Below are 24,411 nucleotides of genomic sequence, written 5' to 3' on the forward strand. Positions count from 1 at the left end.
ATCATGGCGTGTTCTGCAGACTACCGGTTATCCACGCATGCCGGGTTGGTCGTCCTGGTGTGGCGCTGGTTTGGCGGGCAGGTCCACTGGATGGATTTTGGCGTATTGGTGGTGCTACCCGTTTCGAAGGCATCGAACGGGATGGCGAAGCCTCCACTGGGCGCTTCGTCTCCACGTGACGTCCCGAGCGGAGCGGAACCATCGAAGCGGCCGCTGCTGTCCATGCCCATGTTGGCCTGGGCGAAGATGCTGCCGGCAAAGCCAAGTGTGATGATTGAGGTCATTGCGATAAGCTTGTACATGATCGAAACCTCTTCGCGTTCTTTGAACAGGTAAAAAGATAGCGCGCGAACCGGTCTTGGACCAGAGACGCGCGTTACCTATTTCGTACTGCTCTAGCGCGCCGCCCAGTTCGCGCCGCGGCGGAAAATGGTCCGCATTTGAGGCACCGAAAACTCCTTGGCTTGGTGCCCGAGCGAAGAGTAGAAGACGCGTCCCTTGCCATACTTGCGCTTCCAGGCAACGGGCATCACGACACCGTCGATCCAGTAGGCGTGATCACCCGTAAATGTGGTTGTTGCCAGCACTTCGTTCGAGGGATCGACGTGCATGTAGTACTGCTCGGAGGTGTAGGGGAAATCGGCGATCCCTTCCATGACCGGATCGTCAGGACGGGTGATGTTGACGGTGTAGTCGATGATGTTGCCGGGATGGGCAACCCACTGGCCACCGACAATGAACTGGTATTCCACGCAATCGCGGAAGCTGTCGCCTGCGCCGCCATGGTAGCCGGCCAGGCCGACCCCACCCTCGATGGCGGCTGCAAGGTTCTTGATCTCTTCCTTTTCGATCTTCGACATGGTGACGATCGGGACGACCAGCGAAAGGTCATGCACGGAGGGGTCGGCAAAGGCTTCGGTCGTGTGCTCGACATAGACCTTGAAACCATCCTCCTCGAGAATGTCCTTGATGATGGCAGCGCATTCCTGCGGCTCGTGACCGCTCCATCCGCCCCATACGATCAGTGCTTCGCGCATGCTATTTCCTCCTGATGATTACTTGCCCAGCCGTCCGTCGACGAGGGATTCCGAAAGCGGCGCGGGCCGTTCGGTCTGCGTTGTAATGGCGATCGTGCGTCCCGTTTCCGAGGCGGTATGAAAGGCTTCCATGACCTCGAGCACATGCAGCGCGAGGTTGCCGTTTGCCCGGTGGGGCCGATTGGAGCGAATGGCATGGGCGAGGTCGGCAACGCCGATCGAGCGGTAATTGCCGTCGGCATAAGGTGCGCTCAGCGGCTGCTGTTCGAAGGCGCCGCCCTTCTTCAGGAGTTCGACCTCGCCGCCAAAATGATTGGGATCGGGAACGATCAGCGTCCCCTCCGTGCCATAGACTTCCAGCGGCACATGCTTGTGTCCAGCGACATCGAAACTCATGCCGATCTGCACGACCGCGCCGTTGGCAAAAGCCATGAGGCCAGAGACGTGCGTGGGAACGTGCACCGGGATATGCTCGCCGTTGCGGGGTTCGCTGGTGATGATGCGCTCCTTGCGTGGAGTCACCGCGAAACCGGCGACCTGGGCGACCGGGCCAAACAGGTTGACGAGATCGGTGATATAGTAGGGTCCCATATCCAGCATCGGGCCGCCGCCGACCTCGTAGTAGAAGGCCGGGTTCGGATGCCACCGTTCGTGGCCAGGGCACATGAAGGTCGCCGTGCCGCCCACCGGCTGGCCGATAACGCCCTGATCGATCAACGTACGTGCCGTCTGGTGGCCGCCGCCGAGGAAGGTGTCGGGGGCCGCACCGATCCGCAAACCCTTCGCCTTTGCAGCGTCAGCCAGCGTCTTGCCCTCGGCGAAGTTGATGCCGAGCGGCTTTTCCGAATAGGTGTGCTTGCCGGCGGCCAGCGCCTGCAGGCCAACCGCGACATGCGCCTTCGGGACCGTCAGATTGACGATGATCTCGATTTTTGGATCGGCAAAGAGCTGGTCGATGCTTCGCGCCGGTACGTTGAACTCGGCGGCCTTAGCTTCGGCCAATGCATGATTGAGGTCGGCCACGCCCCGGATGTCGAGGATGGGGAAAGAGGCCATCGCCTTCAGATAGGCGCCGGAAATATTGCCGCACCCCATGATGCCGATACCGACTTTTTCCATTGTTTTCCTCCCGATGGATTGTTCGATGCTGTGCGCTAGAGCGCAGGTCCTGTGGTGTTCCAGGGTGACTCGTAGAGTTCGTAGAGCGCGACCGCTGCCGCCCCTTGCGCCCAGAAGTCATCCGTCGAATCGTCAAAGACGAGTTCCGCGACCCCTTGCAGGGACGGGGGGATGGCGAGGGCGTAGGCATTGCGCAGGCTGTTGAGGAAGGGCTCGCCAAGCGCAAGGCTGGAGCCGACGAGAATGACGCGCGGCGGCGCGAAGATCGTGACGATATTGGCGACAGCAACACCGACGGCCTCGCCAGCCCGGATGGCGGCGCTGATCAGCGTATTGTCTTCGGCCTTGATGAGCGCCTGGGCGTGCGTCATGCCGCGCCCGAGCCGGATGGCTTCAGCGAAGCGGCCGCCCACCGGCTGCTCTCCCAGTATTTCGCTTTCCCCCGCCTGGCTCGACAGGCGCACGATGCCGCGCGGTCCCATGCCGAGCACGAGGTCGCCGAGATTGTGGCTGAGGCCACCGGCACCGCGAAACAGCTGGTTGCCATGGAGCACACCAAGACCCAGCGTCTGTTCCAGTGAAATCAGCACCATGTCCTCGAGGTCGCGGGCCTTGCCGAACCAGTGGTGCGCCAGCGTAATGGCATGGGCATCGCTTTCCACGATCGTCGGCGTATTCAGCCGGGCCGTCATCTCGGCGGCGAAATCGACGTTGGTGTCGCGGAAGATCGGGCTGCTGCGAACATGCCCGGTGCGGTGCTCGATCACACCCGGCAGGCCGAGACAGACGGTGTCGACGTCCTCCAGCGACAGGCCGGCATCGACGACGCAGCGCCGCACGCCGTCTTCGACGAGATCGGCAATCACGCCGATCGGCTGGCGGTCGATGCGGATCGGCAGGGTCAGCTTTGACAGCACGTCGCCGCGAAAATCCGTGACGACGAAAACCAGCCTGTTGGCCGCGATCTTTGCGCCGACGACGCGGGCGGCGTCAGGGTTGAGCTCCAGCATGACCCGGGGCCGACCGCGCGCTGCCTCGTTGCGGATATCGCCTTCATGGCGCGGCAGGATGAGACCGTCGTCGAGCAGCGAGGCGGTGATGGCCGAAACCGTTGTCGTCGACAGCTGCGTGCGCTCGCTGATCTCGACGCGGGAGATCGGCCCATGCCGGCGGACCGTATCCAGCACGTTCAAGCGATTGATCGCGCGCATCAATTCCGGATCTGCGGTCTTCATTTGGTCTGGCCAGGCTCTTCTTGCTTCTGTCGAAACAGGCGATATTTTCGTCGGTATGCGAATTAAATAGCTTCAGGATTCATGGCCTTGTCAAGGCAAATCTACCAATTTCAAGGAGGGGAGTTGACATTCTGGCAAACCTCCCGATCATTTAATCCGCATAAGGGAAAAAATTGTAGAGGACGATTTTCCCCTTCAGGAGGAGAACCCATGTTTGACAATCTGAGGGCGAAAGCCCTGCTTCGCAGCCGTTTCATTGCCCGCTCCGCTGCCACCGGACTGGCGCTTCTGATTGCCGCCGGCAGTGCCGCGGCTGATACCACGATCAAGTGGATGCATCTCGAAATCGATCCGAACTACCTCGCCGTCTGGCAGAAGATCGTCGGCAAATACGAGGCCGAGCATCCCGGCGTGAAGGTCGAGATGCAGTTCCTGGAAAATGAGGCGTTCAAGGCCAAGCTTCCGACATTGCTGCAGTCCAGCGACGCGCCTGACCTGTTCTACAGCTGGGGCGGCGGCGTGTTGAAACAGCAGCTTGCGACCGGCGCCTTGATGGACCTGACGGAGGCCATGAACGCCAAGGATGGCGCCTGGCTGAAGAGCTACAATCCCGCTTCCGTCAAGGGCTTGAGCTACGACGGAAAGATCGGCGCGGTACCATATAGCGTCGGCACGGTATCATTCTTCTACAACAAGGCGTTGTTCGCGAAGGCTGGCGTCGATGCCACGACGATCAAGACCTGGGATGACTTCCTGGCGGCCGTGAAGAAGATCAAGGATGCCGGCATCGTGCCGATCGCTGGCGGTGGCGGCGAGAAATGGCCGATCCATTTCTACTGGAGCTACCTCGTGATGCGCGACGGCGGCCAGAAGGTCTTCGATGCGGCCAAGAATGGTCAGGGCGAGGGCTTCAAAGATCCGGCAGTCATCAAGGCCGGCGAGCAACTCGCCGAGTTGGGCAAGCTAGAGCCCTTCCAGCCAGGCTATCTCGGCGCCACATGGCCGCAGACGCTTGGTGTCTTCGGTGACGGCAAGGCAGCGATGATCCTTGGCTTCCAGAACACCGAGGCAAACCAGCGCACCAATTCCGGCGACAAGAAGGGTCTGGCTGGTGACAATATCGGCCGGTTCGCCTTCCCGGCGGTCACTGGTGGAGCAGGGGCTGTGACCGATACGCTCGGTGGCCTGAACGGCTGGGCGGTCACCAAGAAGGCGCCGCCGGAAACGCTCGACTTCCTGGCCTATCTCACCAATGCCGAGAACGAGCGGACCATGGCCAAGGCCGGCATGATCATTCCGGTCGCGGTAGGAGCCGAAGACGGCGTGACCGATCCGTTGCTGCATGAATCCGCCGAACAGCTGGCGCATTCGACCTGGCACCAGAACTTCTTCGACCAGGATCTCGGACCTTCCGTCGGACGCGTCGTCAACGACGTGTCGGTTGCGATCGTCTCCGGACAAATGAGTTCGGAGGACGGTGCCCAGCAGATCCAGGACGCTTTCGAGCAGGATCAGTTCTGATCAGGACCATCGCGGCGCGGGAGATTTCTCGCGCCGCTATTTTCTATTCGGAAGATGAGGTCACCCATGGCCAATGTCAGCGCCGCCACCGCCATTCGGCCCCTGCGCGTTCCAGCCACGGCATCCGCCCGGCGCAAGCACCCCGCCGTGTCCGGCCGCCTGCCGGTGCTGCTGTTGTTTCTGCCGCCGGCGTTGCTCCTGTTTTCGATCTTCGTCATCCTGCCAATGGGCGAGGCGGCCTGGTACAGCCTTTATAAATGGGACGGCTACGGGCTCCCGACGCAGTATGTCGGCCTGCGCAACTTCGAACTTCTGTTCAAAAACGGTGCCTTCGTCACCGCGCTGAAGAACAACGCGATGATCATGGTCATCTCGATCGCGATCCAGATCCCGCTGGCAATATGGCTGGCGATGATGCTGGCACATCGCATCGCCGGTGTCGTGCTTTTCCGCCTGATCTTCTTCTTGCCCTATGTGCTTGCGGATGTCGCAGCCGGCCTCATTTGGCGTTTCGTCTATGACGGCGATTACGGCCTCTTCGCGTCAATCGCGCATCTGCTCGGCGTCGAGACGCCCTATGTGCTGGCCGACAAGGACCTGGCGATGTACGCCGTGCTCGGCGTGATCGTCTGGAAGTATTTCGGCTTCCACATGATGCTCTTCATCGCCGGCCTGCAATCGCTGGACAAGAGCGTTCTCGAGGCCGCGGAGATCGACGGCGCCAGCGGATGGCAGCGTTTCCGCTATATCACCCTGCCGCTGCTTGGTTCGACGGTGCGCCTGTCGGTGTTCTTTGCCGTCGTAGGTTCGCTGCAACTGTTCGACCTCATCATGCCGCTGACGGGCGGTGGGCCGTTCAATGCGACGCAGACGATGGTGACGTTCCTGTTCAATTTCGGTGTCGCCCGCATGCAGGTCGGGCTTGGAAGCGCCGTCGGCGTGGTTCTCTTCCTGATCTGCGTCACCCTTGCCTTCGGCTACAAACGGATATTCATGCGCCATGACTGACGTCGTCACATCCGAGCGGCTTAGCGCCGGTACCAAAGTCTACCTCTACACCTCGCTGGTCATCATCTCCGCGATCGTGCTGATCCCGCTGATGACCACGGCACTTGGCGGTTTCAAGGATCTGGGTGACCTACGCACCAATCCCTTCGGCCTGCCGGTCGAGTGGCATGCGGAGAACTATACCGACATTCTGTTTGGCGACCGATACTGGCGGCAGATGGTCAACTCGCTGATCATCGCCGCGTTGACGGTGTTTCTCACCGTCTCGGTGTCGGCGATGGCAGCCTTCAGCTTCGCGCATGTGCGTTTCTTCGGCGCGGATTTCCTGCTGAACTATTTTCTGATCGGGCTGATGTTTCCGGCTGCGACCGCGATCCTGCCGTTGTTCATTCGTATCCGTGATCTCGGATTGCTCAACACCTATTGGGGCGTAGTGCTGCCGCAGGTCGCCTTCGGGCTCGGCATGAGCATCCTTCTCTTCAGAAACTATTTTCGCAACGTTCCGGAAGAATTGTTCCAGGCCGCCATTGTCGATGGCTGCGGCTACATGCGGTTCTTCTGGCACATCTGCCTGCCGCTCTCGCGCCCGATCATCGCAACCGTTAGCATCATTTCCTTCGTCGGCAGCTGGAATAGCTACATCCTGCCGCTGATCATGCTGAATTCGGAGAAGATGTATCCCTGGCCGCTCGGCATCATGGTCTATCGCGGTGAGTTCGGAACAGCCTGGCAGCTGGTGCTTGCCTTCATCACCTTGACCATCGCGCCGACCATCGTCGTCTTCTTTCTGGCGCAGAAGCATATCATCGCCGGCTTGACCGCGGGAGCGGTCAAGTCCTGACGCGAACGGGCGTGACGGTGGCTAGCCGAAGACGAGGCCACCGTCGACGATGAGGTTTTGCCCGGTGACCGCACGTGCCCAGGGGCTTGCGAAGAAGAGAACCGCGTCGGCCGCTTCCTCCGGCGTCGTCACCCGGCGAAGCGGTGTGCTGGCGGCGATCAGGTCAAACACTGCGTCAGGGGTCGCACTGCTTGCCTGGGTCGTCCGCAACAGGCCGCCAGACACCATGTTGACGGTGATGCCGAGTGGCCCGAGTTCGGCCGCCGCAGTGCGCGTCAGCGACAGGAGGGCGCCCTTGGCCGCCGTGTAGTCGTGATAGGGAACGACCGGGTTCTGGAAGAGGTTGGTGCCGATCGTCACGATGCGCCCGAAGCCGGCCGCGGCCATGGCCGGTCGTGCCGACTGGATCGGGTTCAATGCTCCCTTCACGGCCGTGTCGAGTTGCGCCGTCATCGCCTCCCATGCGAGCTGATCAAGCTTCGGCCGTTGATCGCCGTTGAAGCTGAAATCGGTGAGGGCGTTGTGCACAAGTGTGGTCGGCGCGCCCAGGCTGTTCGTGACGTCAGACACCATGCGTCTGACCGCTTCGGCATCGCGAATATCGGCCTGAAACGCCTTGGCCCTGTCACCGAGGCTTTCAGCCAGCGCTTCGGCTTCGTTGCGGCTATTGCGATAGTTGATAGCGACCTTCGCTCCTTCACGGGCAAAGGCTGTGGCGATGGCCGCACCGAGACCGCGGGCGCCACCGGTGACGATGACCGTCTGTTCGCTGAGCGCTAGTGTCATTTCGAGTGTCCTTCTGTGAGCTTCCAAAGTTCATGAAAATGCTGGACGGGCCCATGTCCCGTTCCGACGTCGAGCGTATCGGCCTCAGCGACGGCTGCGGCCAGATAGGCCTTGGCTGTGCCGATCGCTTCGGGCAGGGCCTTGCCCTTCGCGAGTTCCGCGGCCAGCGCACTCGAGAGCGTGCAGCCGGTGCCATGGGTGTTCGCCGTTGGTACACGGGCGGCTTCGAACCAGCTCACCCCATCGGCGGTCGCCAGGACATCCGGACTATCGGGGCCGGCAAGGTGGCCGCCCTTGACGAGCACGGCGTGAGGCCCGAATGCGCGCAGCCTTTGTGCGTGGTCGGCCATCTCCGCGCGACTTTCCGCTGGGTGCAGATGAAGCAATGCTGCAGCCTCTGGAAGGTTGGGCGTCAGCAGCGTGGCGAGCGGCAGCAGCCGCCGCGTCAGCACATCCACAGCCTCGGGATCGAGAAGATTGGCGCCGCCCTTTGCGACCATCACCGGGTCGAGAACGATTGGGATGTCGCGGTGGGATTGCAGCACCTCGGCGACGGCATCGGCAATCTCGGCATTGGCGATCATGCCGATCTTGACGGCATCGACCCTCACATCTGCGAAAACCGCCTGGATCTGGTCGCCAACAAAGCCGGCGGGCACGAGGTGCACACCGGAAACGCCCTGCGTGTTTTGCGCGGTGAGCGCGGTGAGTGCCGCCATGCCATAGACGCCGCGGGCCGCGAAGGCCTTGAGATCGGCTTGTATGCCTGCGCCGCCGGAAGGGTCGGAGCCGGCGATGGATAAGACGTTGCGGATCATCTCCGTGCCTTTCGAATGATATCGGCAATATCGCGGGCGGCGGCTTCCGGATCGCCCGTACCGCAAATCGCGGAGACGACGGCCAGCCCGCCGGCGCCGGCAGCGAAGACATCGCGGACATGCGTGGCCTTCAGGCCGCCGATCGCTACTGAAGGGACCGCGCAGACATCGACGAGCCGCGCGAGGCCGTCAAAGCCGATCGGCTGCTTGTGGTCGGGTTTGGTGGCGGTCGCAAACACCGGTCCGATCCCGGCGTAATCGACGATGTCAGGATCCACAGCAGCCGCCAGCGCTTCGGTCTCGACCGAAAGGCCAAGGATCATATCAGGGCCGATGCGCTCGCGCGCAGCCAGCGCGCCGAGGTCGTCCTGGCCAATGTGGAGCCCATCGGCTCCAATGGCGATCGCCGCGTCCACATCGTCGTTGACGATGAGTGCTGCGCCCGTGCCTGACAGCACGGCTTTCAATGCCAGCCCGGTCTCGATCATCCGCGCCGTGTCGGCATGCTTGTCGCGCAACTGCACGATCGTCGCACCGCCTGCAACCGCCGCACGGGCCGTCTCGACCATGCCGATACCGGCACAGAGATCGGGATCGAGGACAAGGTATAGCGAGAGGTCGAACTGTTTCATGCTTGGCGGATCCTTGCGTGTCTGTCGAGGAACGCACCGTCGATGCGCGCGAGGCTGTCGAGGAAGCGCACTGAGAACGAGCCCGGACCTTGTGCCTCGGTTGCTGCCGCCTCGCCGGCGACAGCAAACACCGCAAGCGCCGCGATCGTTGCTTCGAAGGGCGCATCGGGGCTGATGGCAGCAAACGCGCCGACCAGGCAGGTCAGGGAGCAACCCAATGCCGTCACTTGAGGCATCCATGGCGAGCCACCATCGATGCGAACCGCCCTGGTGCCGTCAGTGACGAAATCCGTGGCGCCAGTAACGGCAACGACAGTTCCATCCGTCTCTGCCAGAAGCCGCGCGGACGCTTCGGCCTGCTCGACGGGATCGCGGCTGTCGACACCCTGGCCCCGGCTCGCACCGCCGGCGAGCGCGATGATCTCGGAAGCATTGCCGCGGATGATTGTGGGGTGAAGTTCAAGCAGCGACGCCACCGCCTGCCGCCGGAAAGCCGTGGCATAGTGGGCGACCGGATCGAGCACCCAAGGTTTGCGATTGTCGCTTGCGGCAGCGGCGGCAGCACACATGCCTCGCATCCATCCGGCAGACAGCGTTCCGATATTGATCGTCAGCGCACCGGCGATGCCGGCGAACTCGCCGGCTTCCTCCTCGGCGTGAACCATGGCCGGCGAAGCGCCCGTTGCCAGCAGCACGTTGGCGGCTATGTTCATGGCGACGAAATTGGTGATGCAGTGCACGAGCGGCGGCTGTGCGCGCAAGGCTTCAAGCTGCCTGCCCGGTGATGTCTGGTCTTGCATATTGCCCCTTTCAAGCGGGGGCGAGACGCGAGGGACGACACGCAAAGGGCGGGAAAGTCCCGAGCGACTCCCTCCGCCAGCATTATCTGGTTCAGGTTCAAAGGGTACTTCTCAGCCCGCCTTCCGGCGTGCGCCCCTGTCTCTCATCGCGGATGTTTTCGCAGAGAAGGCGGTGCCTGTCACCACAAAAATGGATGCCGCAGGCTTCCGCGGCATCTTGTACCGATCTCTTGGCTGCCCAAGGACTATTCGGCCGCCTGGTAGACGTCGTCACGCAACGAGGACGTCCGAGGGCCCAATGCGGCTGCCAAGGTCACCACCGCCGCCAGGGTGGCGATGAAGGTGATCCCTGCAAAATACGGGTCCCAGCCCCAGTTGGAAGCCGCGCCGAAAATTGCGGACGCTGCCGCGAGCACGATGCCGCCGCCGATCTGGAAGGAGGCGAAGAGTAGCCCGGACGCTAGGCCCGACTTGTCTTCGTCAACATCCGACAGGGCTGCGACCTGAACGGACGGGTATGTCATCGCATAACCGACGCCAAGCGGGATCTGGGACAATGCGACCAGCCAGATGGGGTTGATCTGGCCGACGCTCAGGATCCAGAAGATGTAACTGAAGGCCTGCAAGGCGACACCAAGCGTCATCAGTCCGGTGGTGCCACGGTTCTGTGCGATCGTCGCAAAGCGCGGCGCGAGGAACATCACGCAGACGCCGCCGAAGGCGAAGCAGAACCCAGTCGCAAAGGCTGACCAGCCAATGACGTTCTGGTAGTAGAGCGTCGCAATGAACTGGAAGCCGACATAGACGCCCTGGAAGAGGGCGGCAATTGCGTTGGCATGGCTAAGCTTGGCGCGGCGGAAGATGCCAAGCGGTACCATTGGCTCGGCATGGCGCGACTCGACCAGAAGAAAGAGGCCGATCAGGATCAATGCGGCGAGCAATGACCCCCAGGTGGGAAACGCGGCCCAACCGGAAGCGGCCGCATTGGTGATGCCGAATACGAAGAGCAGCAGGCCGGGGGTGATCGTCAGCGCGCCGGCCCAGTCGAACGACGGGCGCGGGCCTGTCCGACGCTGATCGGCAGGCAGCACGAACGGTGCAAGGGCAAGCGCGATAAGCGCAACCGGAGCACCCATTATGAGCGTCGCCCGCCAGCTGAAGATTGTGGCGGCACCACCCAGAACCATGCCGAGAACGAAACCGGTGGCGCCGGTCGAGGCAAAGACGCCGAGCGCTTTCGCGCGGGCGCTTCCTTCGCCGAACACGGAGAGCAGGAGTGCCAGAGCCGCCGGGGCGGTGAAGGCCGCGGCAATACCCTTGATCAGGCGCGCGGCAATCAAGGTCGGACCGCTATCGACGAAGGCGCCGGCGATGCTGGCCGCAGCGAAGACGCCGAGCGACCAGAGAAAGACACGACGGTGGCCGAAAACATCGGCAACACGGCCGCCAAGCAGCAGGAAGCCGCCATAACCGAGCACATAGGCGCTAACCGCCCACTGTAGCGAGGTCGCCTTCATGCCGAGCTCGGCCTGAATGGCCGGGAGTGCCACGCCGATCGTTGAGACATCCATCGCATCAAGAAAATTGGCGGCGCAGAGCAGCAGCAACGCTAGCCCGGCTCCGCCTTTGGATTGGGAAATAGTCATCGGTGATCGTTCCTTCTGTGCTGGCGCGCGGGAGGTGCTGACGCCAGAGGAACGAGAAAATGTACATCTCCCAAACCTATTGCAAATTGATAGTAACCATGTCAGGTATTGCTAGAAATGATGAATGATGCGACCCTTCGAAAAATAGACCTGAATCTGCTGCTGGCTTTCTCCGTGTTGATGCAGGAGCGCAACGTCAGCCGTGCGGCCGAGCGGCTGCTTCTTGGCCAACCAGGTCTGTCCGCGGCGCTGAAGCGGCTGCGCGAGACATTGGATGACGAGCTGTTCGTGCGGGTTGGACGCGGGTTGCAGCCGACCCCACGGGCGCTTGCAATCGCTCCAGCGATCGAGGATGCCCTTTCCGGGATCGAACGCGCTATCAGGCCGCCGGCAGCCTTCGACCCGGCAAGTTGGCAGGGTGAGTTCAAGATCGGCATGTGTGACAATTTGGAGTCGGCGTTCTTCGGCCCGCTGATCGCGCGCATGCGCGAGGTAGCACCTGGCGCCCGGCTGATCGGAGTGGCGTCCGACAAGCGGGACGCGGCACGCATGCTGGACGAAGGCGAATATGACTTCAGCGTCGCGGTGCATGACGAGCCGGCATCGTGGCACATCCGCGCGCCGTTGTTCAGTCAATCATCCGTCTGCGTCTACGATCCCGGTCAGTTGAACCTCAAGGCGCCGTTGAAGATCGAGGATTTCATCGGGGCCGCGCACGTCACGGTCTCGTTCGAAGGCAATAGCGTCAACAATATCGACGTGGCGCTCGGCCGGGCCGGGCTGCGTCGCCAGGTGGTGGCGACAGTGCCGCGCTTCTCCGCGCTGCCGACAGCGCTTCGTGCCATGCCGGCGATCGCGACCATTCCTGAATCGATTGCTCGCTGTATGGCGCAACTGCATGGATTGGCGATCTCGGCACCGCCACTGGAGTTGCCGGCCGATCCGGTGACGATGCTCTATCGACGGGTCGATCGCGCCGACGGGCGGTCCGTCTGGTTCCGCAGCCTGTTCATCGAGGTCGTTTCGGCAGCCCTCAAGGCATCGGGCTGCAGCATGGGCGTGTCGATGGCAGCCTGAACCCCGGCTGCCTCAGGTTCCGTTTTCCTTGATTGCCTCCATGGCAACGAAGGTCGAGGTGTTGGCAACGAAGGGCAGGCTGGAGATTTTCTCGCCGAGAACTTGCCGGTAGTTTGCAATATCGGAAGTGCGGATCTTGAGGAGGTAGTCGAAGGCGCCGGCGATCATATGGCACTCCTCCACTTCTTGAAGCTTCCGGACGGCGACATTGAACGCATTCAGGGCATTTTCCCTGGTGTCGGAGAGTTTCACCTCTGTAAACGCGACGTGATTCCTGCCAAGCTTATTGACGTCGATGATGGCGCGAAAGCCGAGAATATAGCCGTCTTCGATCAGCCTTTTCAGTCTGACCTGGCAAGGCGTGTTCGACAGGCCGACGTGTTTTGCAAGGTCGGTAACCGACATTCTGCCGTCGCTCATCAGTGCCTCGATTATCTTGTAATCGAATTGGTCGATTTCTCTGCCTTGAACCGAGCTGGCCACAGTTATTACCTTTAGAGCGACGATTTAATGGCGAATTACAGAAATCGTGGCGCCAAATCAAGTAAAATTGACTTTTTCACATCTGCTATCTTGAGGCACGTCCGGATCAGGAGCAAACGATGACGATCAATGAAGGCGCTGTAGTCGCTGAATCCACTCTAGAACAGGCGCCAGGCGCAGCAAATCCTTTTGATGGTTTTGCCCCGGCGATCCGACCGCAGAGCGAACTACGCAAGGCAATCACGGATGCTTACCGGACGCCCGAGACGGTCTGCGTCCCGCGGCTCGTTGCTGCTGCGGCTCTTCCCGAGAAGGTCAGGCAAGCTGCGGCCGAGACGGCGCGCAAGCTGGTCGAAGCGCTCCGCGCCAAGCACAAGGGCACTGGCGTGGAAGGTCTCGTGCATGAGTACTCGCTGTCCAGCCAGGAAGGCGTGGCGCTGATGTGTCTTGCCGAGGCGCTGCTGCGTATCCCGGATACAGCGACCCGTGACGCTCTCATTCGCGACAAGATTTCCGAGGGTGACTGGAAGGCCCATCTCGGCGGCGGGCGCTCGCTGTTCGTCAACGCGGCGACCTGGGGTCTCGTGGTCACCGGCAAGCTGACCTCCACGGTCAACGATCGCAGCCTTTCGGCAGCACTGACACGCTTGATCGCGCGTTGCGGCGAGCCGGTCATCCGGCGCGGTGTCGACATGGCGATGCGCATGATGGGTGAGCAGTTCGTCACCGGCGAGACGATCGACGAAGCCTTGCAGCGCGCCAAGGCGCTTGAGCAGCGCGGCTTCCGCTATTCCTACGACATGCTCGGCGAGGCGGCAACGACGGGCGCCGACGCGGAGCGCTACTACAAGGACTACGAAACGGCGATCCATGCGATCGGCAAGGCGTCCGATCGCCGTGGCATCTATGAAGGCCCCGGCATCTCGATCAAGCTGTCGGCGCTGCATCCGCGCTATTCGCGCGCCCAGGGCTCGCGTGTCATGGCCGAACTGCTGCCCAGGGTGAAGGCTCTGGCGCTGATCGCGAAATCCTATGATATCGGCCTCAACATCGACGCGGAGGAAGCCGACCGGCTGGAGCTGTCGCTCGATCTTCTTGAAGCCCTTTGCCTCGACGACGATCTTGCCGGCTGGAACGGCATGGGCTTCGTCGTTCAGGCCTATGGCAAGCGCTGCCCGTTCGTCCTCGATTATATCATCGATCTCGCCCGCCGCGCCGGCCGCCGCATCATGGTGCGCCTGGTCAAGGGCGCCTATTGGGACGCCGAAATCAAGCGCGCCCAGGTCGACGGTCTTGAAGACTTCCCTGTTTTCACGCGCAAGGTCTACACCGACGTTTCCTACATCGCCTGCGCCAAGAAGCTGCTGGCGGCAACCGATGCGGTGTTCCCGCAGTTCGCCACCCATAACGCCCAGACGCTGGCGACCATCTATCAGATGGCGGGGTCGGACTATCACACCGGCAAATACGAGTTCCAGTGCCTGCACGGCATGGGCGAACCGCTTTACGACGAGGTCGTCGGCCGCCAGAAGCTGAACCGTCCGTGCCGGATCTACGCGCCGGTCGGTACCCATGAGACGCTGCTTGCCTATCTGGTGCGCCGCCTCCTGGAAAACGGCGCGAACTCCTCCTTCGTCAACCGGATCGCCGATCCGAACGTGTCGATCGAGGAAATGGTCGCCGACCCGGTCGAAGCCGTTTCAAAGATGGCGATCGTCGGCCAGAAGCACGACAAGATTGCGCTGCCTGCGGACCTCTACGGCCTGCGCAAGAATTCGGAAGGCCTCGATCTCTCCAATGAAGCCGTGCTGCAGCAACTGACCGACGCGTTGAAGGCAAGCGCCACCGGCGGCTGGACGGCCACCCCTCGCCAGACGATCAATCCCGGTGCCCCGCGTAATGTTCTCAATCCTGCCGACAAGCGCGATCTCGTCGGCAGCGTTCGCGAAGCAAGTCTCGAGGAAACGTCTGCCGCGGCGGCGGCGGCGCTGGGCGCGGCACCGTCATGGGCAACGGTATCGCCCGGCGACAGAGCGGCGCTGCTCGACCGCGCTGCCGATCTGATGCAGGCCCGTATCGAAACGCTGCTCGGCCTGATCATCCGCGAGGCCGGGAAGTCCGTGCAGAATGCGATTGCGGAAGTCCGCGAAGCCATCGACTTCCTGCGCTACTACGCCGAACAGGCCCGCCGTACGCTGGGGCCGTCTCATGCGCCGCTCGGCCCGGTCGTTTGCATCAGCCCATGGAACTTCCCGCTGGCCATCTTCAGCGGGCAGGTTGCAGCCGCGCTCGTCGCCGGCAACCCGGTGCTGGCGAAGCCTGCCGAAGAGACGCCGCTGATTGCTGCAGAAGCCGTCAGGATCCTGCACGAAGCAGGCGTGCCCATCGACGTCCTGCAGTTGGTGCCAGGCGATGGCCGGGTAGGGGCCGCGCTGGTGGCCGCGCCTGAAACCGCTGCGGTAATGTTCACCGGATCGACCGAGGTTGCCCGCCTGATCCAGGCTGAGCTTGCAAAGCGGCTCTCGAAGGACGGTCGTCCGATTCCCCTGATCGCCGAGACCGGCGGCCAGAATGCGATGATCGTCGATTCCTCCGCGCTTGCCGAACAGGTTGTAGGCGACGTCATCGCCTCGGCCTTCGATAGCGCTGGGCAGCGTTGCTCGGCTCTGCGCATCCTTTGCCTTCAGGAAGACGTTGCAGACCGTACGCTGGCTATGCTCAAGGGTGCTTTGCGCGAGCTGTCGATCGCCAATACCAATCGCCTTGCCGCCGATATCGGGCCGGTAATCACCGCCGACGCCAAGGATATCATCGAAACGCATGTTGCCTCGATGCAGGCTCTCGGTCGCAGCGTCGAGCGCGTGCAGCTGCCGCAGGCGGCACAGCACGGCACCTTCGTCGCACCGACCATCATCGAACTTCAGGAAATCTCCGACCTGAAGCGCGAGGTCTTCGGGCCGGTCCTCCACGTCATCCGCTGGCGCCGCCAGGACCTTGATCGGCTGATCGACAACATCAACGGCACCGGCTACGGCCTGACGTTTGGCCTGCATACCCGTCTCGACGAAACCATTGCCAATGTCACGTCGCGCGTCAAAGCCGGAAATCTCTACGTGAACCGGAACGTCATCGGTGCCGTTGTCGGCGTGCAGCCGTTCGGTGGTCGCGGACTGTCGGGTACCGGCCCCAAGGCCGGCGGGCCGCTTTATCTCGGTCGTCTCGTCACTACGCCGCCGATCCCGCCGCAGCACAGCTCGGTCTACAGCGATCCGGTTCTCTCCGATTTCGCCAAGTGGCTCGACCAGCAGGGCCTCGAGGACGAGGCGGAAATGGCGCGCACGCTGGGCAGCCAGTCGGCACTTGGCCTGCACAGCGAGCTCGCTGGCCCGGTCGGCGAACGCAATCTCTATGCGCTGCACGCGCGCGGGGCGATCTACTGCGCGCCCGTTACCGCAGTCGGGCTGCGTCGCCAGGTGGCTTCCGTCCTCGCCACCGGGAACACGGCTGTGATCGATTGCGATCCGAGCCTGCAATCCAGCTTGCAGGGAATTCCAGCAAGCGTGGCGCAAAGGATCTCATGGGCCAACGCGCTCGCTCAGCCGGAGCCAATGTCCGGCGCACTGATCGAGGGCGACGCAGGACAGGTCTCGGCCATGCTACAGAAGATTGCCGCGATGCCGGGGCCGTTGTTGTTGACACAGTCGGCGTCCACGCAGGAGCTCGCCACCGATCCCGAGGCCTACTGCCTCAACTGGTTGCTTGAAGAGGTGTCGACGTCGATCAACACCGCAGCAGCGGGCGGCAACGCGAGCCTGATGTCGATCGGCTGACGCCAGGCATCGAGAACAACACGCTGCCATACCAGGCAGCCGGATCACACCCTGCCCGGGGTGTGATTTCCAACTTGATATGCTTCATTTCAGGAGCGATATTTCACGGCGCGTCCGGCAACGACCTGTCGGTCGATGACGCGTGGTTCATGCATCGATAAAAAAGGGTTGCATAAACCGACCGGTCAGTCAAATATAAGAAAATGAGAAGGTGCGGATCCCGTGGACTTCAGGCTGCTGCCGAGGCGGCCTGGGGATTTGTTGCATCCGAACCTTCGACTGACAACAGGATAAGCCGATCAGCATCGCCAGCGGTGCTGCTGCAAGCAATCTGCAAAGCCCAGGGAGGGGACGATGCAATCGCTTATGATGCCGGTGCACAAGCCGATGCCGGTGGAAATGCTGCGGGCCGCGATCCGCAAGGTTTGCGGTGATTTCGATGTCGAGCCGATGACCCGAAGCGGTCTTGTCACCGGCGATGTCGCCACGCGAAGGATCGGATCTTTCGACACGGCAATTGTCTCTCTCGACGTCAAGGATGTGCAACGCGACCCGAAATCGATCCGCCGGGATCCGGGCGAACATCTTTTCCTGCTGATTCAAGACGCAGGTCACTGCCGCGTGGAGCAAGGCGGGCGCTCGTTCGGCCTGACACAGGGCGATATGTTTCTGGTCGATTCCGGGCATCCTTCATCCTTCGTCTATGAGGGGCAGCGCTCCAGCCAGGTCTCGATCCATATGCCGCGAGCCGAGATGGTGCATCGCTTCGGCCATGGATGCACCGGCGGCGTGGCGATCTCTAGGGATGATCCGCTTTGGCTGGCGATGCGCGCGGTGGTGTCGAAAATGCTCGCGGAGGAGGGTGCTCAGCCGCAACTCGGCGAGGCATTCTTCTGCCTGATGGGAGCCTATTTCCATGGCCTTCGCAAAGGCGGCGCTCCGTCCGAGACTGTCGTGTCGCGGGCGTTGGCAATGATCGATCGCTACAGTGCCGATCCCTCCTTCGGCCCCGGCGAGCTCGCGCTAAGGCTCAACGTTTCGGAACGCGTTCTGCAGCGGCACTTCCAGGCGCTCGGCGAGACCCCCGGCCATCGCCTGCTGAAGCGGCGCTTGGAGACCGCCCATGCGCGCCTGTCCGCGGCTGGTCAGGGCGAGATGCAGGACGGTGTCGCGCCGATCGCCTACGATGCAGGATTTAATGACCTGTCCTATTTTTATCGCGAGTTCCGGAAAAAATACGGTGTGACACCCGGCGCGGTCATGCGCTGTCATTGACGGATTTGTCCAAGGCGACGGACGGTCCAGTCCAAGCCGCACGGTTGCTTCTGATCTATTCTTTTCTGCCAGTGGCCCTCTCACGAGGGCATTTGAGTAAGGAGGAGGTGGATGATGACCGACTACGTGGCAATGACCGACGGCAAGCCCGTCCGCAATGCGGCAACCTTTGCCGTCATTAACCCGGCAACCGGTGAAGAGGCAGGACGCGCGCCCAACATGACCAGCGCGGATCTCGATGCGGCTGTCGCCGCGGCCAAGGCCGCCTTTCCGGCCTGGTCAGCGCAAAGCGACGAAAAGCTGCAGGCCGCCTGTGCGGCCGTGACCGCCAAGATCGAGGAACATGCAGCGGAACTTGCCGAGATCATTACGCTCGAGCAGGGCAAGCCGCTGAATGGCCTGGGCTCGCGTTGGGAGATGGGGGGTGCTGTCGCATGGGCCGGCTACACCACCGGGCTTTCGCTGCCGGTCAAGGTACTGCAGGACAATAGCGACGGTCGCGTCGAGCTGCATCGCAAGCCACTTGGCGTCGTCGGATCTATCACGCCGTGGAATTTCCCTGTCATGATTGCCGTCTGGCATATCCTGCCGGCCTTGCGGTCGGGCAACACCGTGGTCGTCAAGCCGTCGCCGTTCACGCCGCTTTCGACATTGCGCCTCGTTGCCATCATGAACGAGGTCCTTCCTTCGGGTGTCGTCAACGTTGTCACCGGCGATGACCAGGGCCTCAATCTTGGCGCAGCCATGTCTGCCCACCCGGATATCCGCAAGATCGTCTTCACCGGTTCCTGCGCCACCGGCCAGAAAATCATGCAGACGGCCGCACCGACGATGAAGCGCCTGACGCTGGAGATGGGCGGCAATGATGCCGGCATCGTTCTGCCGGATGCCGATCCGAAGGCGATTGCCGAGGGCCTGTTCTGGGGCGCGTTCATCAACAATGGCCAGACCTGCGCCGCCATGAAGCGCCTCTACGTGCATGAATCGATCCACGACGCGGTTTGCGAGGCACTGGTGGATTACGCGCGCAACATCCCCGTTGGTAACGGCATGGACGAGGCGAGCGTGCTCGGCCCTGTCCAGAACCGCATGCAGTTCGACAAGCTCTCACGCCTTGTCGCCGATGCCAAGGGCCGTGGCCAGGTGCTGCTGGGCGGTGCGCCCGGCGAGGGGCTGTTCTTCCCGCCGACGATCATCGCCGGCCTGACGAACGGCGATGCGCTGGTCGATGAGGAGCAGTTCGGCCCCGCCTTGCCTGTCATTCGCTACAGCGATGTCGACGATGCGATCGCCATGGCGAACGACAGCTCGAATGGCCTCGGCGGTTCCGTCTGGTCGTCCGACATTGCAGCGGCCAAGCGCGTTGCGAGCCGCATGGAATGCGGTTCGGTCTGGATCAACAAGCACGGTGCAATCCAGCCGAACGCTCCGTTCGGCGGTGTCAAATCGTCCGGCTTCGGCGTCGAGTTCGCTGAGGAAGGGCTGCAGGAATACACGGACATCCAGGTGGTGTTCGCTTGAACATAGAGAACCGACGATAGGGAGGACGCAATGAACATGAAGCGATATCTCGCCTCGGCAGGCCTGCTGGCTGCCTTGGTCGCTCCGGCCGCGATGGCTCACCCGCTTGATGGGCTGACAGCCGAGGAATACCAGAAGATCAACAAGATCCTGCGCGACCAGAAGGTTGTCGACGACAACACGCTCTATCCGCTGATCGAGCTGAAGGAGCCGACCAAGGAGGCCGTGCTCTCCTGGAAGGAGGGCGACGCGCTCGACCGTGAGGCGAAGGTGCAGCTGACCAGCCCGCAAGGCTTCAAGGAAGCCGTGGTCAATATCACCAAGGGCACCGTCGAAAGCACGACGGCAATCAAGGGCCAGCCGATGGTGCTGTTCACCGAGTTCATGGACGCCCTCCAGGGCGCCTTGGCGAACCCCGACATGATCGCCGGGCTGAAGAAGCGCGGGCTGAACCCGGATCAGGCCTTCTGCCTGCCGCTGACGGCCGGCAACTTCTTCACCGACGAATATGAAAACTCCCGACTGATGAAGGTCCCGTGCTATCGGGTGCCTGAAGGTTCGAACTATTACGCAAAGCCGATCGAAGGCCTGTTTGCCATCTACGACATCGGCAAGAAGAAGGTGCTTCGCGTGATCGATACCGGTGCGATCGACGCGCCGAAGGACAACTGGGGCTACACCGAGAAGGAAGTGGCCGAACGCGAACCGCTTCGCCCGCAGATGAACCGGGCTACGCTGTCACAGCAGGGCGGCCCGAACTACAAGATCACAGGCAGCCATCTCGAATGGGACATGTGGCGCTTCAACTTCCGCGTCGACAAGCGGCCGGGCCTCGTGCTCTCCAACCTCGACGCCAAGGATGGCGACAAATGGCGCTCGGTGATCTACCAGTCACACCTGTCGGAAGTGTTTGTTCCCTATATGGATCCGACCGAGGGCTGGTACTGGCGCACCTACATGGACAGCGGGGAGTATGGCTTCGGTCTCTTCTTGAGCCCGCTGCGCGCAGGCGTTGATTGCCCTAGCTATGCGACCTTCCTGCCAGCAACGATTGCCGACGACAAGGGTAACCCGCTGACCATCCCCGATGCGATCTGCGTTTTCGAGCGCAGCATCGGTGACCCGGCATGGCGTCACTTCGAGGTCTTTGCACAGACCCCCGAGAAGCCGATCCCGGCGGAAGGCCGGCCTGCAAGCGAGCTCGTCGTCCGTACGGCGTCCGAAGTGGGCAACTACGACTACCTCATGGATTACCGCCTGCAGCAGGATGGCCAGATCAGGATCATGATCGGCGCCACTGGTCTTGATGCGGTCAAGGGCGTCGCATCGACCTCGATGAACGATCCGACAGCAGCGGCCGACACCGCTCATGGCACGCTGATCGCACCGAACCTGGTGGCCGCCAACCACGACCACTACTTCAACTTCCGTATCGACTTCGACGTCGACCAGCCGGCCAACCACTTCGGGACCATGGATATCGTTCCCTCCAAGGTCGATGCGAAGAACCCGCGCCGGTCGATGTGGGAAGTGCAGCACACGATGCCGAAGACGGAAATGGAGGCTCGCTACCAGCTCTCGGCAGCCAAGCCACGCTACTTCATGATCTCGGACCCGTCTCGCGAGGGATATCTCGGGCAGGAGCCGGGCTGGATGATCCATCATGGCGACGTCGCCTACGGTCCCTTCGATTTCGCGAAGGATCCGCCGATGAAGCGCAACGCCTATATCGAGTATTCGGTCTGGAACACCGTCTACAACATCGATCAGCAATATGCGGGCGGCAAGTTTGCGATGCAGAGCGACGGCTCGGACACGCTGCCGCAGTGGGTGAAGGCGAACAAGCCGCTGATGGGCAAGGATATCGTGACGTGGTTCACGGCAGGCTTCCACCACATCCCCCGCATGGAGGACTGGCCGGTCATGTCGACGGAGTGGAAGACGATCCACATCGAGCCGCATAACTTCTTCGCTCACAATCCGGCGCTGACCATCCGCAATTGACAGGAAGGCTTGCCGCCGACCCGAGCGTCGGCGGCAAGCTCGCATATCCTCCGATCCGCAACGTTTCTAGTCGTTGCGTTGCCCGGTCGAAAAATTGAACTGCGGCTTCAGGAGCACTTGCAGTTCGGCCGTGTCATCGCCGTTGATACGGGCAAGAAGCGCGCGGCCCATCTTCTCGCCGGTATCGGTCAGGTCTTCGTAGATGGTTTCCACCTTGGGCTGGATCTGGCTCAGCAGCTGCGATGTACGCTTGGCGACGATGTCGTATTCACGCCCAAGCGTAAGGCCGTGGTCACTCATGCCGGTGATTGTCGCCAGGGCAGACACCTCCCCACCGCAGGCAAAACCATCCGGCGCATTCGGTTGCCCGGCACGCCAGCTCATGTAGCTACGGATACGCTCGACGGGACAGTCGAGATCGATTTCATCGGGTATTTCGTAGGCGACGCCGGCTTCCCGAACTGCTGTCATGAAGCCGTGCAGCAGGTGCTGGGAAAAGGTCAGGCGTTTCGGCGGCAGGATGATCATCGGCTTCTGGCGACCACGGGCAATAAGCCATTTGGTGGCCTCGTAGGCAAAGCTGAAATTGTCGTAGTCGACGTAGGAGTGTTCGGTCGAAAACTCCGTTCGGCCGTGCGAGACGAAGGGAAAGCCGCTCTCGAGCAACAGCCGGACCCTGGGATCGAAAGGCTCCGTTCGCGAAAAGATCAGCCCGTCGGCCATGCCGTTGCGGACGATATGGCGCACCGCGTCAACATTGCTGCCGTTGACGAAATTGGGGGTGACAATCAGATGATACGGCGTGTCTTTCAGCGCCTTGGCGAGCCCGTGCATGATCGAAATGCCGTAGCCCAGTATTTCCTCGTGCGGATCGAGCAACACGCTGATGACGTTGGTACGACCGGTCTTCAGGCGCTGTGCCGCCCGGTCCGGCAGATATCCGACGCTGGCGGCAACCTCGTGGACGCGCTTGCGCGTCTCCACCGAAATCTGCGGCGCATTGCTCAGCGCGCGCGAAACGGTCGTCACGGCAAAGCCGGTCAACTCGGATATCGTGCGCAGCGTTGGCTTGCCGCTCTTCAGAATCGTGGGCGAGGCTAGTTCTTTGGGAGTGTCTGTCACGTGAATCCTCCCACTCATAATGACATGACGTTTCTAACGTTAGACAGATTGATAGGCAATGCGCTTATGAAAACGTTTAATTTGGCCTGATCGTAAGGTTATCGTTACATTTGACTGCCGTCAAAGTATCAATATCCCATTTATATTCAGTGTGTTATTCGCGTTCGGCGAGCTGTTTTTGCCAATGCTTGACTCGACGCAATTTATAACGTTTTAAATAGCTATGCGGTGAGGAGACCGCGTAGGAATTGCTTTGCCGTGACAAGCGGCAAGGCGTTCAACGGCGGAGGGAGGAGCTTCCGTCTCGACGACTTGCAACCGGGAGGAATACGATGCGCAAGTTTATGATGACGACCGCGATTGCGGCATTGATGGTAGCGGGCTGCGGCGCCGCGCGTGCTGCCGACGTCAAGGAAGTGCAGATGCTGCACTGGTGGACGTCGGGCGGTGAAGCTGCTGCACTCAACGTGCTGAAGGGTGATCTGGCCAAGGAAGGCTACGCCTGGAAGGACGTGCCGGTCGCCGGTGGCGGCGGTGACGCGGCAATGACCGCGCTGAAGGCGATGGTTGCGGCTGGCACCTATCCGACCGCTTCACAGATGCTCGGCTATACCGTGCTTGACTACGCCCAGGCCGGCGTCATGGGCGACCTCACCGAGACCGCCAAGAAGGAAGGCTGGGACAAGTCCGTTCCGGCGGCCCTGCAGAAGTTTTCCGTCTATGACGGCAAGTGGGTCGCAGCCCCCGTCAATGTCCATTCCGTCAACTGGCTGTGGATCAACAAGGCGGTGATGGACAAGATCGGCGGCACCGAGCCGAAGACCTTCGACGACCTGATCGCGTTGCTCGATAAGGCCAAGGCGGCTGGCGTCATTCCGCTCGCGCTCGGCGGTCAGAACTGGCAGGAAGCGACGATGTTCGATTCCATCGTTCTGTCGACCGGTGGACCCGAGTTCTACAAGAAGGCAATGAACGACCTCGACGAAGAGTCGCTGAAGTCGGACACCATGAAGAAGTCGTTCGATAACCTTGCCAAGATCAAGGAATACGTCGATCCGAACTTCTCCGGTCGCGACTGGAACCTTGCGACCGCCATGGTCATCAAGGGTGACGCGCTGGTGCAGGTCATGGGCGACTGGGCCAAGGGCGAATTCGTAGCGGCGAAGAAGACGCCGAACACGGATTTCCTGTGCTACCGCTTCCCTGGTACGGATGGCAGCGTGATCTACAACTCCGACATGTTCGGCATGTTCAACGTTCCTGACGACCGCAAGGCGGCCCAGGTGGCGCTGGCAACCGCGACGCTGTCGAAGAGCTTCCAGTCGGCCTTCAACGTCGTCAAGGGCTCGGTTCCGGCCCGCACCGACGTTCCGGATACCGACTTCGACGCCTGTGGCAAGAAGGGTATCGCCGACCTGAAGGCTGCCAACGAAGGCGGCACGCTGTTCGGTTCGCTCGCCCAGGGCTATGGCGCCCCTCCGGCCGTTGCCAACGCCTACAAGGATGTCGTCTCCAAGTTCGTGCATGGCCAGATCAAGACATCCGATCAGGCTGTCGAAGAACTCGTCAAGGCAATCGACGACGCCAAGTAAGCTGACGTTGACCGTACAAGATCCTTCCCCGCTTCGGTGGGGAAGGTTTTCTGCCTAATGATGA

General features: G+C 61.7%; 20 protein-coding genes and 1 riboswitch. Of the genes, 9 read left to right on the forward strand and 11 right to left on the reverse strand.

The features are described from left to right. Nucleotides 1-20: 20 nt before the first annotated feature. The 4 genes from A6U87_RS15700 to A6U87_RS15715 all read right to left on the reverse strand — a co-directional run bounded on the left by A6U87_RS15700 (nt 21) and on the right by A6U87_RS15715 (nt 3,391). Nucleotides 21-302: a hypothetical protein gene (locus A6U87_RS15700; protein ID WP_065692158.1), complete on the reverse strand. Its 282-nt coding sequence runs from the start codon at nt 300-302 to the stop codon at nt 21-23. A gap of 93 nt (nt 303-395) precedes the next feature. Next, a complete protein-coding gene (locus tag A6U87_RS15705) occupies nt 396-1,037 on the reverse strand; it encodes a ThuA domain-containing protein (protein WP_065692159.1) in 642 nt (213 codons plus the stop codon). An 18-nt stretch (nt 1,038-1,055) separates the two neighbouring features. Then, on the reverse strand, nt 1,056-2,156 hold the full coding sequence (locus tag A6U87_RS15710; RefSeq protein WP_065692160.1) for a Gfo/Idh/MocA family protein: 1,101 nt from the start codon (nt 2,154-2,156) through the stop codon (nt 1,056-1,058). Between the two features lie 35 nt (nt 2,157-2,191). Further along, a complete protein-coding gene (locus A6U87_RS15715) occupies nt 2,192-3,391 on the reverse strand; it encodes an ROK family transcriptional regulator (RefSeq protein WP_065692161.1) in 1,200 nt (399 codons plus the stop codon). A 210-nt stretch (nt 3,392-3,601) separates the two neighbouring features. Between A6U87_RS15715 and A6U87_RS15720 the strand changes: the two genes are divergently transcribed. The 3 genes from A6U87_RS15720 to A6U87_RS15730 all read left to right on the forward strand — a co-directional run bounded on the left by A6U87_RS15720 (nt 3,602) and on the right by A6U87_RS15730 (nt 6,761). After that, on the forward strand, nt 3,602-4,912 hold the full coding sequence (locus A6U87_RS15720) for an ABC transporter substrate-binding protein (RefSeq protein WP_065692162.1): 1,311 nt from the start codon (nt 3,602-3,604) through the stop codon (nt 4,910-4,912). Nucleotides 4,913-4,978: 66 nt separating this feature from the next. Then, on the forward strand, nt 4,979-5,920 hold the full coding sequence (locus A6U87_RS15725; RefSeq protein WP_065692163.1) for a carbohydrate ABC transporter permease: 942 nt from the start codon (nt 4,979-4,981) through the stop codon (nt 5,918-5,920). Further along, entirely contained in the window at nt 5,913-6,761 is an 849-nt protein-coding gene (locus A6U87_RS15730) for a carbohydrate ABC transporter permease (protein WP_065692164.1), read from the forward strand. The genes A6U87_RS15725 and A6U87_RS15730 overlap by 8 nt, the downstream gene beginning before the upstream one ends. Nucleotides 6,762-6,782: 21 nt before the next feature. Here the strand turns inward: A6U87_RS15730 and A6U87_RS15735 are convergent, their stop codons facing one another. The 5 genes from A6U87_RS15735 to A6U87_RS15755 form a co-directional block, all read right to left on the reverse strand. After that, nucleotides 6,783-7,547 (reverse strand): 3-oxoacyl-ACP reductase, encoded by a 765-nt coding sequence (locus tag A6U87_RS15735; RefSeq protein ID WP_065692165.1) that lies wholly within the window; start codon nt 7,545-7,547, stop codon nt 6,783-6,785. Then, the gene (gene thiD / locus A6U87_RS15740) at nt 7,544-8,365 is read right to left on the reverse strand and encodes a bifunctional hydroxymethylpyrimidine kinase/phosphomethylpyrimidine kinase (RefSeq protein WP_065692166.1); all 822 of its coding nucleotides are present in this window, start codon (nt 8,363-8,365) and stop codon (nt 7,544-7,546) included. Before thiD ends, A6U87_RS15735 begins: the two co-directional genes overlap by 4 nt. Continuing rightward, complete coding sequence (gene thiE, locus A6U87_RS15745; protein WP_065692167.1) at nt 8,362-8,997, reverse strand: thiamine phosphate synthase; 636 nt, start codon at nt 8,995-8,997, stop codon at nt 8,362-8,364. The genes thiD and thiE overlap by 4 nt, the downstream gene beginning before the upstream one ends. Beyond that, complete coding sequence (thiM, locus tag A6U87_RS15750; protein WP_065692168.1) at nt 8,994-9,797, reverse strand: hydroxyethylthiazole kinase; 804 nt, start codon at nt 9,795-9,797, stop codon at nt 8,994-8,996. Before thiM ends, thiE begins: the two co-directional genes overlap by 4 nt. Before the next feature lie 51 nt (nt 9,798-9,848). After that, nucleotides 9,849-9,945: riboswitch (TPP riboswitch) on the reverse strand. Between the two features lie 97 nt (nt 9,946-10,042). Next, nucleotides 10,043-11,443 carry an MFS transporter gene (locus A6U87_RS15755; RefSeq protein ID WP_065692169.1) on the reverse strand — a complete coding sequence of 467 codons (1,401 nt, stop codon included), beginning with the start codon at nt 11,441-11,443 and terminating at the stop codon, nt 10,043-10,045. 117 nt (nt 11,444-11,560) lie between these two features. On the opposite strand from A6U87_RS15755, the gene A6U87_RS15760 reads away from it, so the two are divergent. Next, a complete protein-coding gene (locus tag A6U87_RS15760; protein WP_065692170.1) occupies nt 11,561-12,520 on the forward strand; it encodes a LysR family transcriptional regulator in 960 nt (319 codons plus the stop codon). Between the two features lie 12 nt (nt 12,521-12,532). Here the strand turns inward: A6U87_RS15760 and A6U87_RS15765 are convergent, their stop codons facing one another. Then, nucleotides 12,533-13,003 (reverse strand): Lrp/AsnC family transcriptional regulator, encoded by a 471-nt coding sequence (locus A6U87_RS15765; protein WP_065692171.1) that lies wholly within the window; start codon nt 13,001-13,003, stop codon nt 12,533-12,535. A gap of 119 nt (nt 13,004-13,122) precedes the next feature. Here A6U87_RS15765 and putA point away from each other — a divergent pair, with 119 nt between their 5' ends. The 4 genes from putA (at nt 13,123) to A6U87_RS15785 (ending at nt 21,633) form a co-directional block, all read left to right on the forward strand. Then, nucleotides 13,123-16,833, forward strand: coding sequence for a trifunctional transcriptional regulator/proline dehydrogenase/L-glutamate gamma-semialdehyde dehydrogenase (putA, locus tag A6U87_RS15770; protein WP_065692172.1), 3,711 nt, complete (start codon nt 13,123-13,125; stop codon nt 16,831-16,833). A gap of 354 nt (nt 16,834-17,187) precedes the next feature. Beyond that, on the forward strand, nt 17,188-18,108 hold the full coding sequence (locus A6U87_RS15775) for a helix-turn-helix domain-containing protein (protein ID WP_065692173.1): 921 nt from the start codon (nt 17,188-17,190) through the stop codon (nt 18,106-18,108). A gap of 114 nt (nt 18,109-18,222) precedes the next feature. Next, nucleotides 18,223-19,629: an aldehyde dehydrogenase family protein gene (locus A6U87_RS15780; RefSeq protein WP_065692255.1), complete on the forward strand. Its 1,407-nt coding sequence runs from the start codon at nt 18,223-18,225 to the stop codon at nt 19,627-19,629. A 36-nt stretch (nt 19,630-19,665) separates the two neighbouring features. After that, complete coding sequence (locus A6U87_RS15785) at nt 19,666-21,633, forward strand: tyramine oxidase (protein ID WP_065692256.1); 1,968 nt, start codon at nt 19,666-19,668, stop codon at nt 21,631-21,633. Nucleotides 21,634-21,699: 66 nt separating this feature from the next. On the opposite strand, the gene A6U87_RS15790 is transcribed toward A6U87_RS15785, so the two are convergent. Next, on the reverse strand, nt 21,700-22,755 hold the full coding sequence (locus A6U87_RS15790; protein ID WP_244499505.1) for a LacI family transcriptional regulator: 1,056 nt from the start codon (nt 22,753-22,755) through the stop codon (nt 21,700-21,702). A gap of 332 nt (nt 22,756-23,087) precedes the next feature. Between A6U87_RS15790 and A6U87_RS15795 the strand changes: the two genes are divergently transcribed. Continuing rightward, complete coding sequence (locus A6U87_RS15795) at nt 23,088-24,347, forward strand: ABC transporter substrate-binding protein (protein ID WP_065692175.1); 1,260 nt, start codon at nt 23,088-23,090, stop codon at nt 24,345-24,347. Nucleotides 24,348-24,411 lie beyond the last annotated feature (64 nt).

The organism is Rhizobium sp. AC44/96 (genome assembly GCF_001692185.1).
Classification (GTDB): Bacteria; Pseudomonadota; Alphaproteobacteria; order Rhizobiales; family Rhizobiaceae; genus Rhizobium.

What these genes read in the sequence shown, in the direction of transcription:
- A6U87_RS15715 (WP_065692161.1), bottom strand. Translation starts at nt 3,391, where the DNA reads ATGAAGACCGCAGATCCGGAATTGATGCGCGCGATCAATCGCTTGAAC.
- A6U87_RS15780 (WP_065692255.1), top strand. Translation starts at nt 18,223, where the DNA reads ATGACCGACTACGTGGCAATGACCGACGGCAAGCCCGTCCGCAATGCG.
- putA (WP_065692172.1), top strand. Translation starts at nt 13,123, where the DNA reads ATGACGATCAATGAAGGCGCTGTAGTCGCTGAATCCACTCTAGAACAG.
- A6U87_RS15775 (WP_065692173.1), top strand. Translation starts at nt 17,188, where the DNA reads ATGCAATCGCTTATGATGCCGGTGCACAAGCCGATGCCGGTGGAAATG.
- A6U87_RS15705 (WP_065692159.1), bottom strand. Translation starts at nt 1,037, where the DNA reads ATGCGCGAAGCACTGATCGTATGGGGCGGATGGAGCGGTCACGAGCCG.
- thiE (WP_065692167.1), bottom strand. Translation starts at nt 8,997, where the DNA reads ATGAAACAGTTCGACCTCTCGCTATACCTTGTCCTCGATCCCGATCTC.
- A6U87_RS15785 (WP_065692256.1), top strand. Translation starts at nt 19,666, where the DNA reads ATGAAGCGATATCTCGCCTCGGCAGGCCTGCTGGCTGCCTTGGTCGCT.
- A6U87_RS15760 (WP_065692170.1), top strand. Translation starts at nt 11,561, where the DNA reads ATGATGAATGATGCGACCCTTCGAAAAATAGACCTGAATCTGCTGCTG.
- A6U87_RS15730 (WP_065692164.1), top strand. Translation starts at nt 5,913, where the DNA reads ATGACTGACGTCGTCACATCCGAGCGGCTTAGCGCCGGTACCAAAGTC.
- A6U87_RS15795 (WP_065692175.1), top strand. Translation starts at nt 23,088, where the DNA reads ATGCGCAAGTTTATGATGACGACCGCGATTGCGGCATTGATGGTAGCG.
- thiM (WP_065692168.1), bottom strand. Translation starts at nt 9,797, where the DNA reads ATGCAAGACCAGACATCACCGGGCAGGCAGCTTGAAGCCTTGCGCGCA.
- A6U87_RS15755 (WP_065692169.1), bottom strand. Translation starts at nt 11,443, where the DNA reads ATGACTATTTCCCAATCCAAAGGCGGAGCCGGGCTAGCGTTGCTGCTG.
- A6U87_RS15710 (WP_065692160.1), bottom strand. Translation starts at nt 2,156, where the DNA reads ATGGAAAAAGTCGGTATCGGCATCATGGGGTGCGGCAATATTTCCGGC.
- A6U87_RS15720 (WP_065692162.1), top strand. Translation starts at nt 3,602, where the DNA reads ATGTTTGACAATCTGAGGGCGAAAGCCCTGCTTCGCAGCCGTTTCATT.
- A6U87_RS15725 (WP_065692163.1), top strand. Translation starts at nt 4,979, where the DNA reads ATGGCCAATGTCAGCGCCGCCACCGCCATTCGGCCCCTGCGCGTTCCA.
- A6U87_RS15700 (WP_065692158.1), bottom strand. Translation starts at nt 302, where the DNA reads ATGTACAAGCTTATCGCAATGACCTCAATCATCACACTTGGCTTTGCC.
- thiD (WP_065692166.1), bottom strand. Translation starts at nt 8,365, where the DNA reads ATGATCCGCAACGTCTTATCCATCGCCGGCTCCGACCCTTCCGGCGGC.
- A6U87_RS15735 (WP_065692165.1), bottom strand. Translation starts at nt 7,547, where the DNA reads ATGACACTAGCGCTCAGCGAACAGACGGTCATCGTCACCGGTGGCGCC.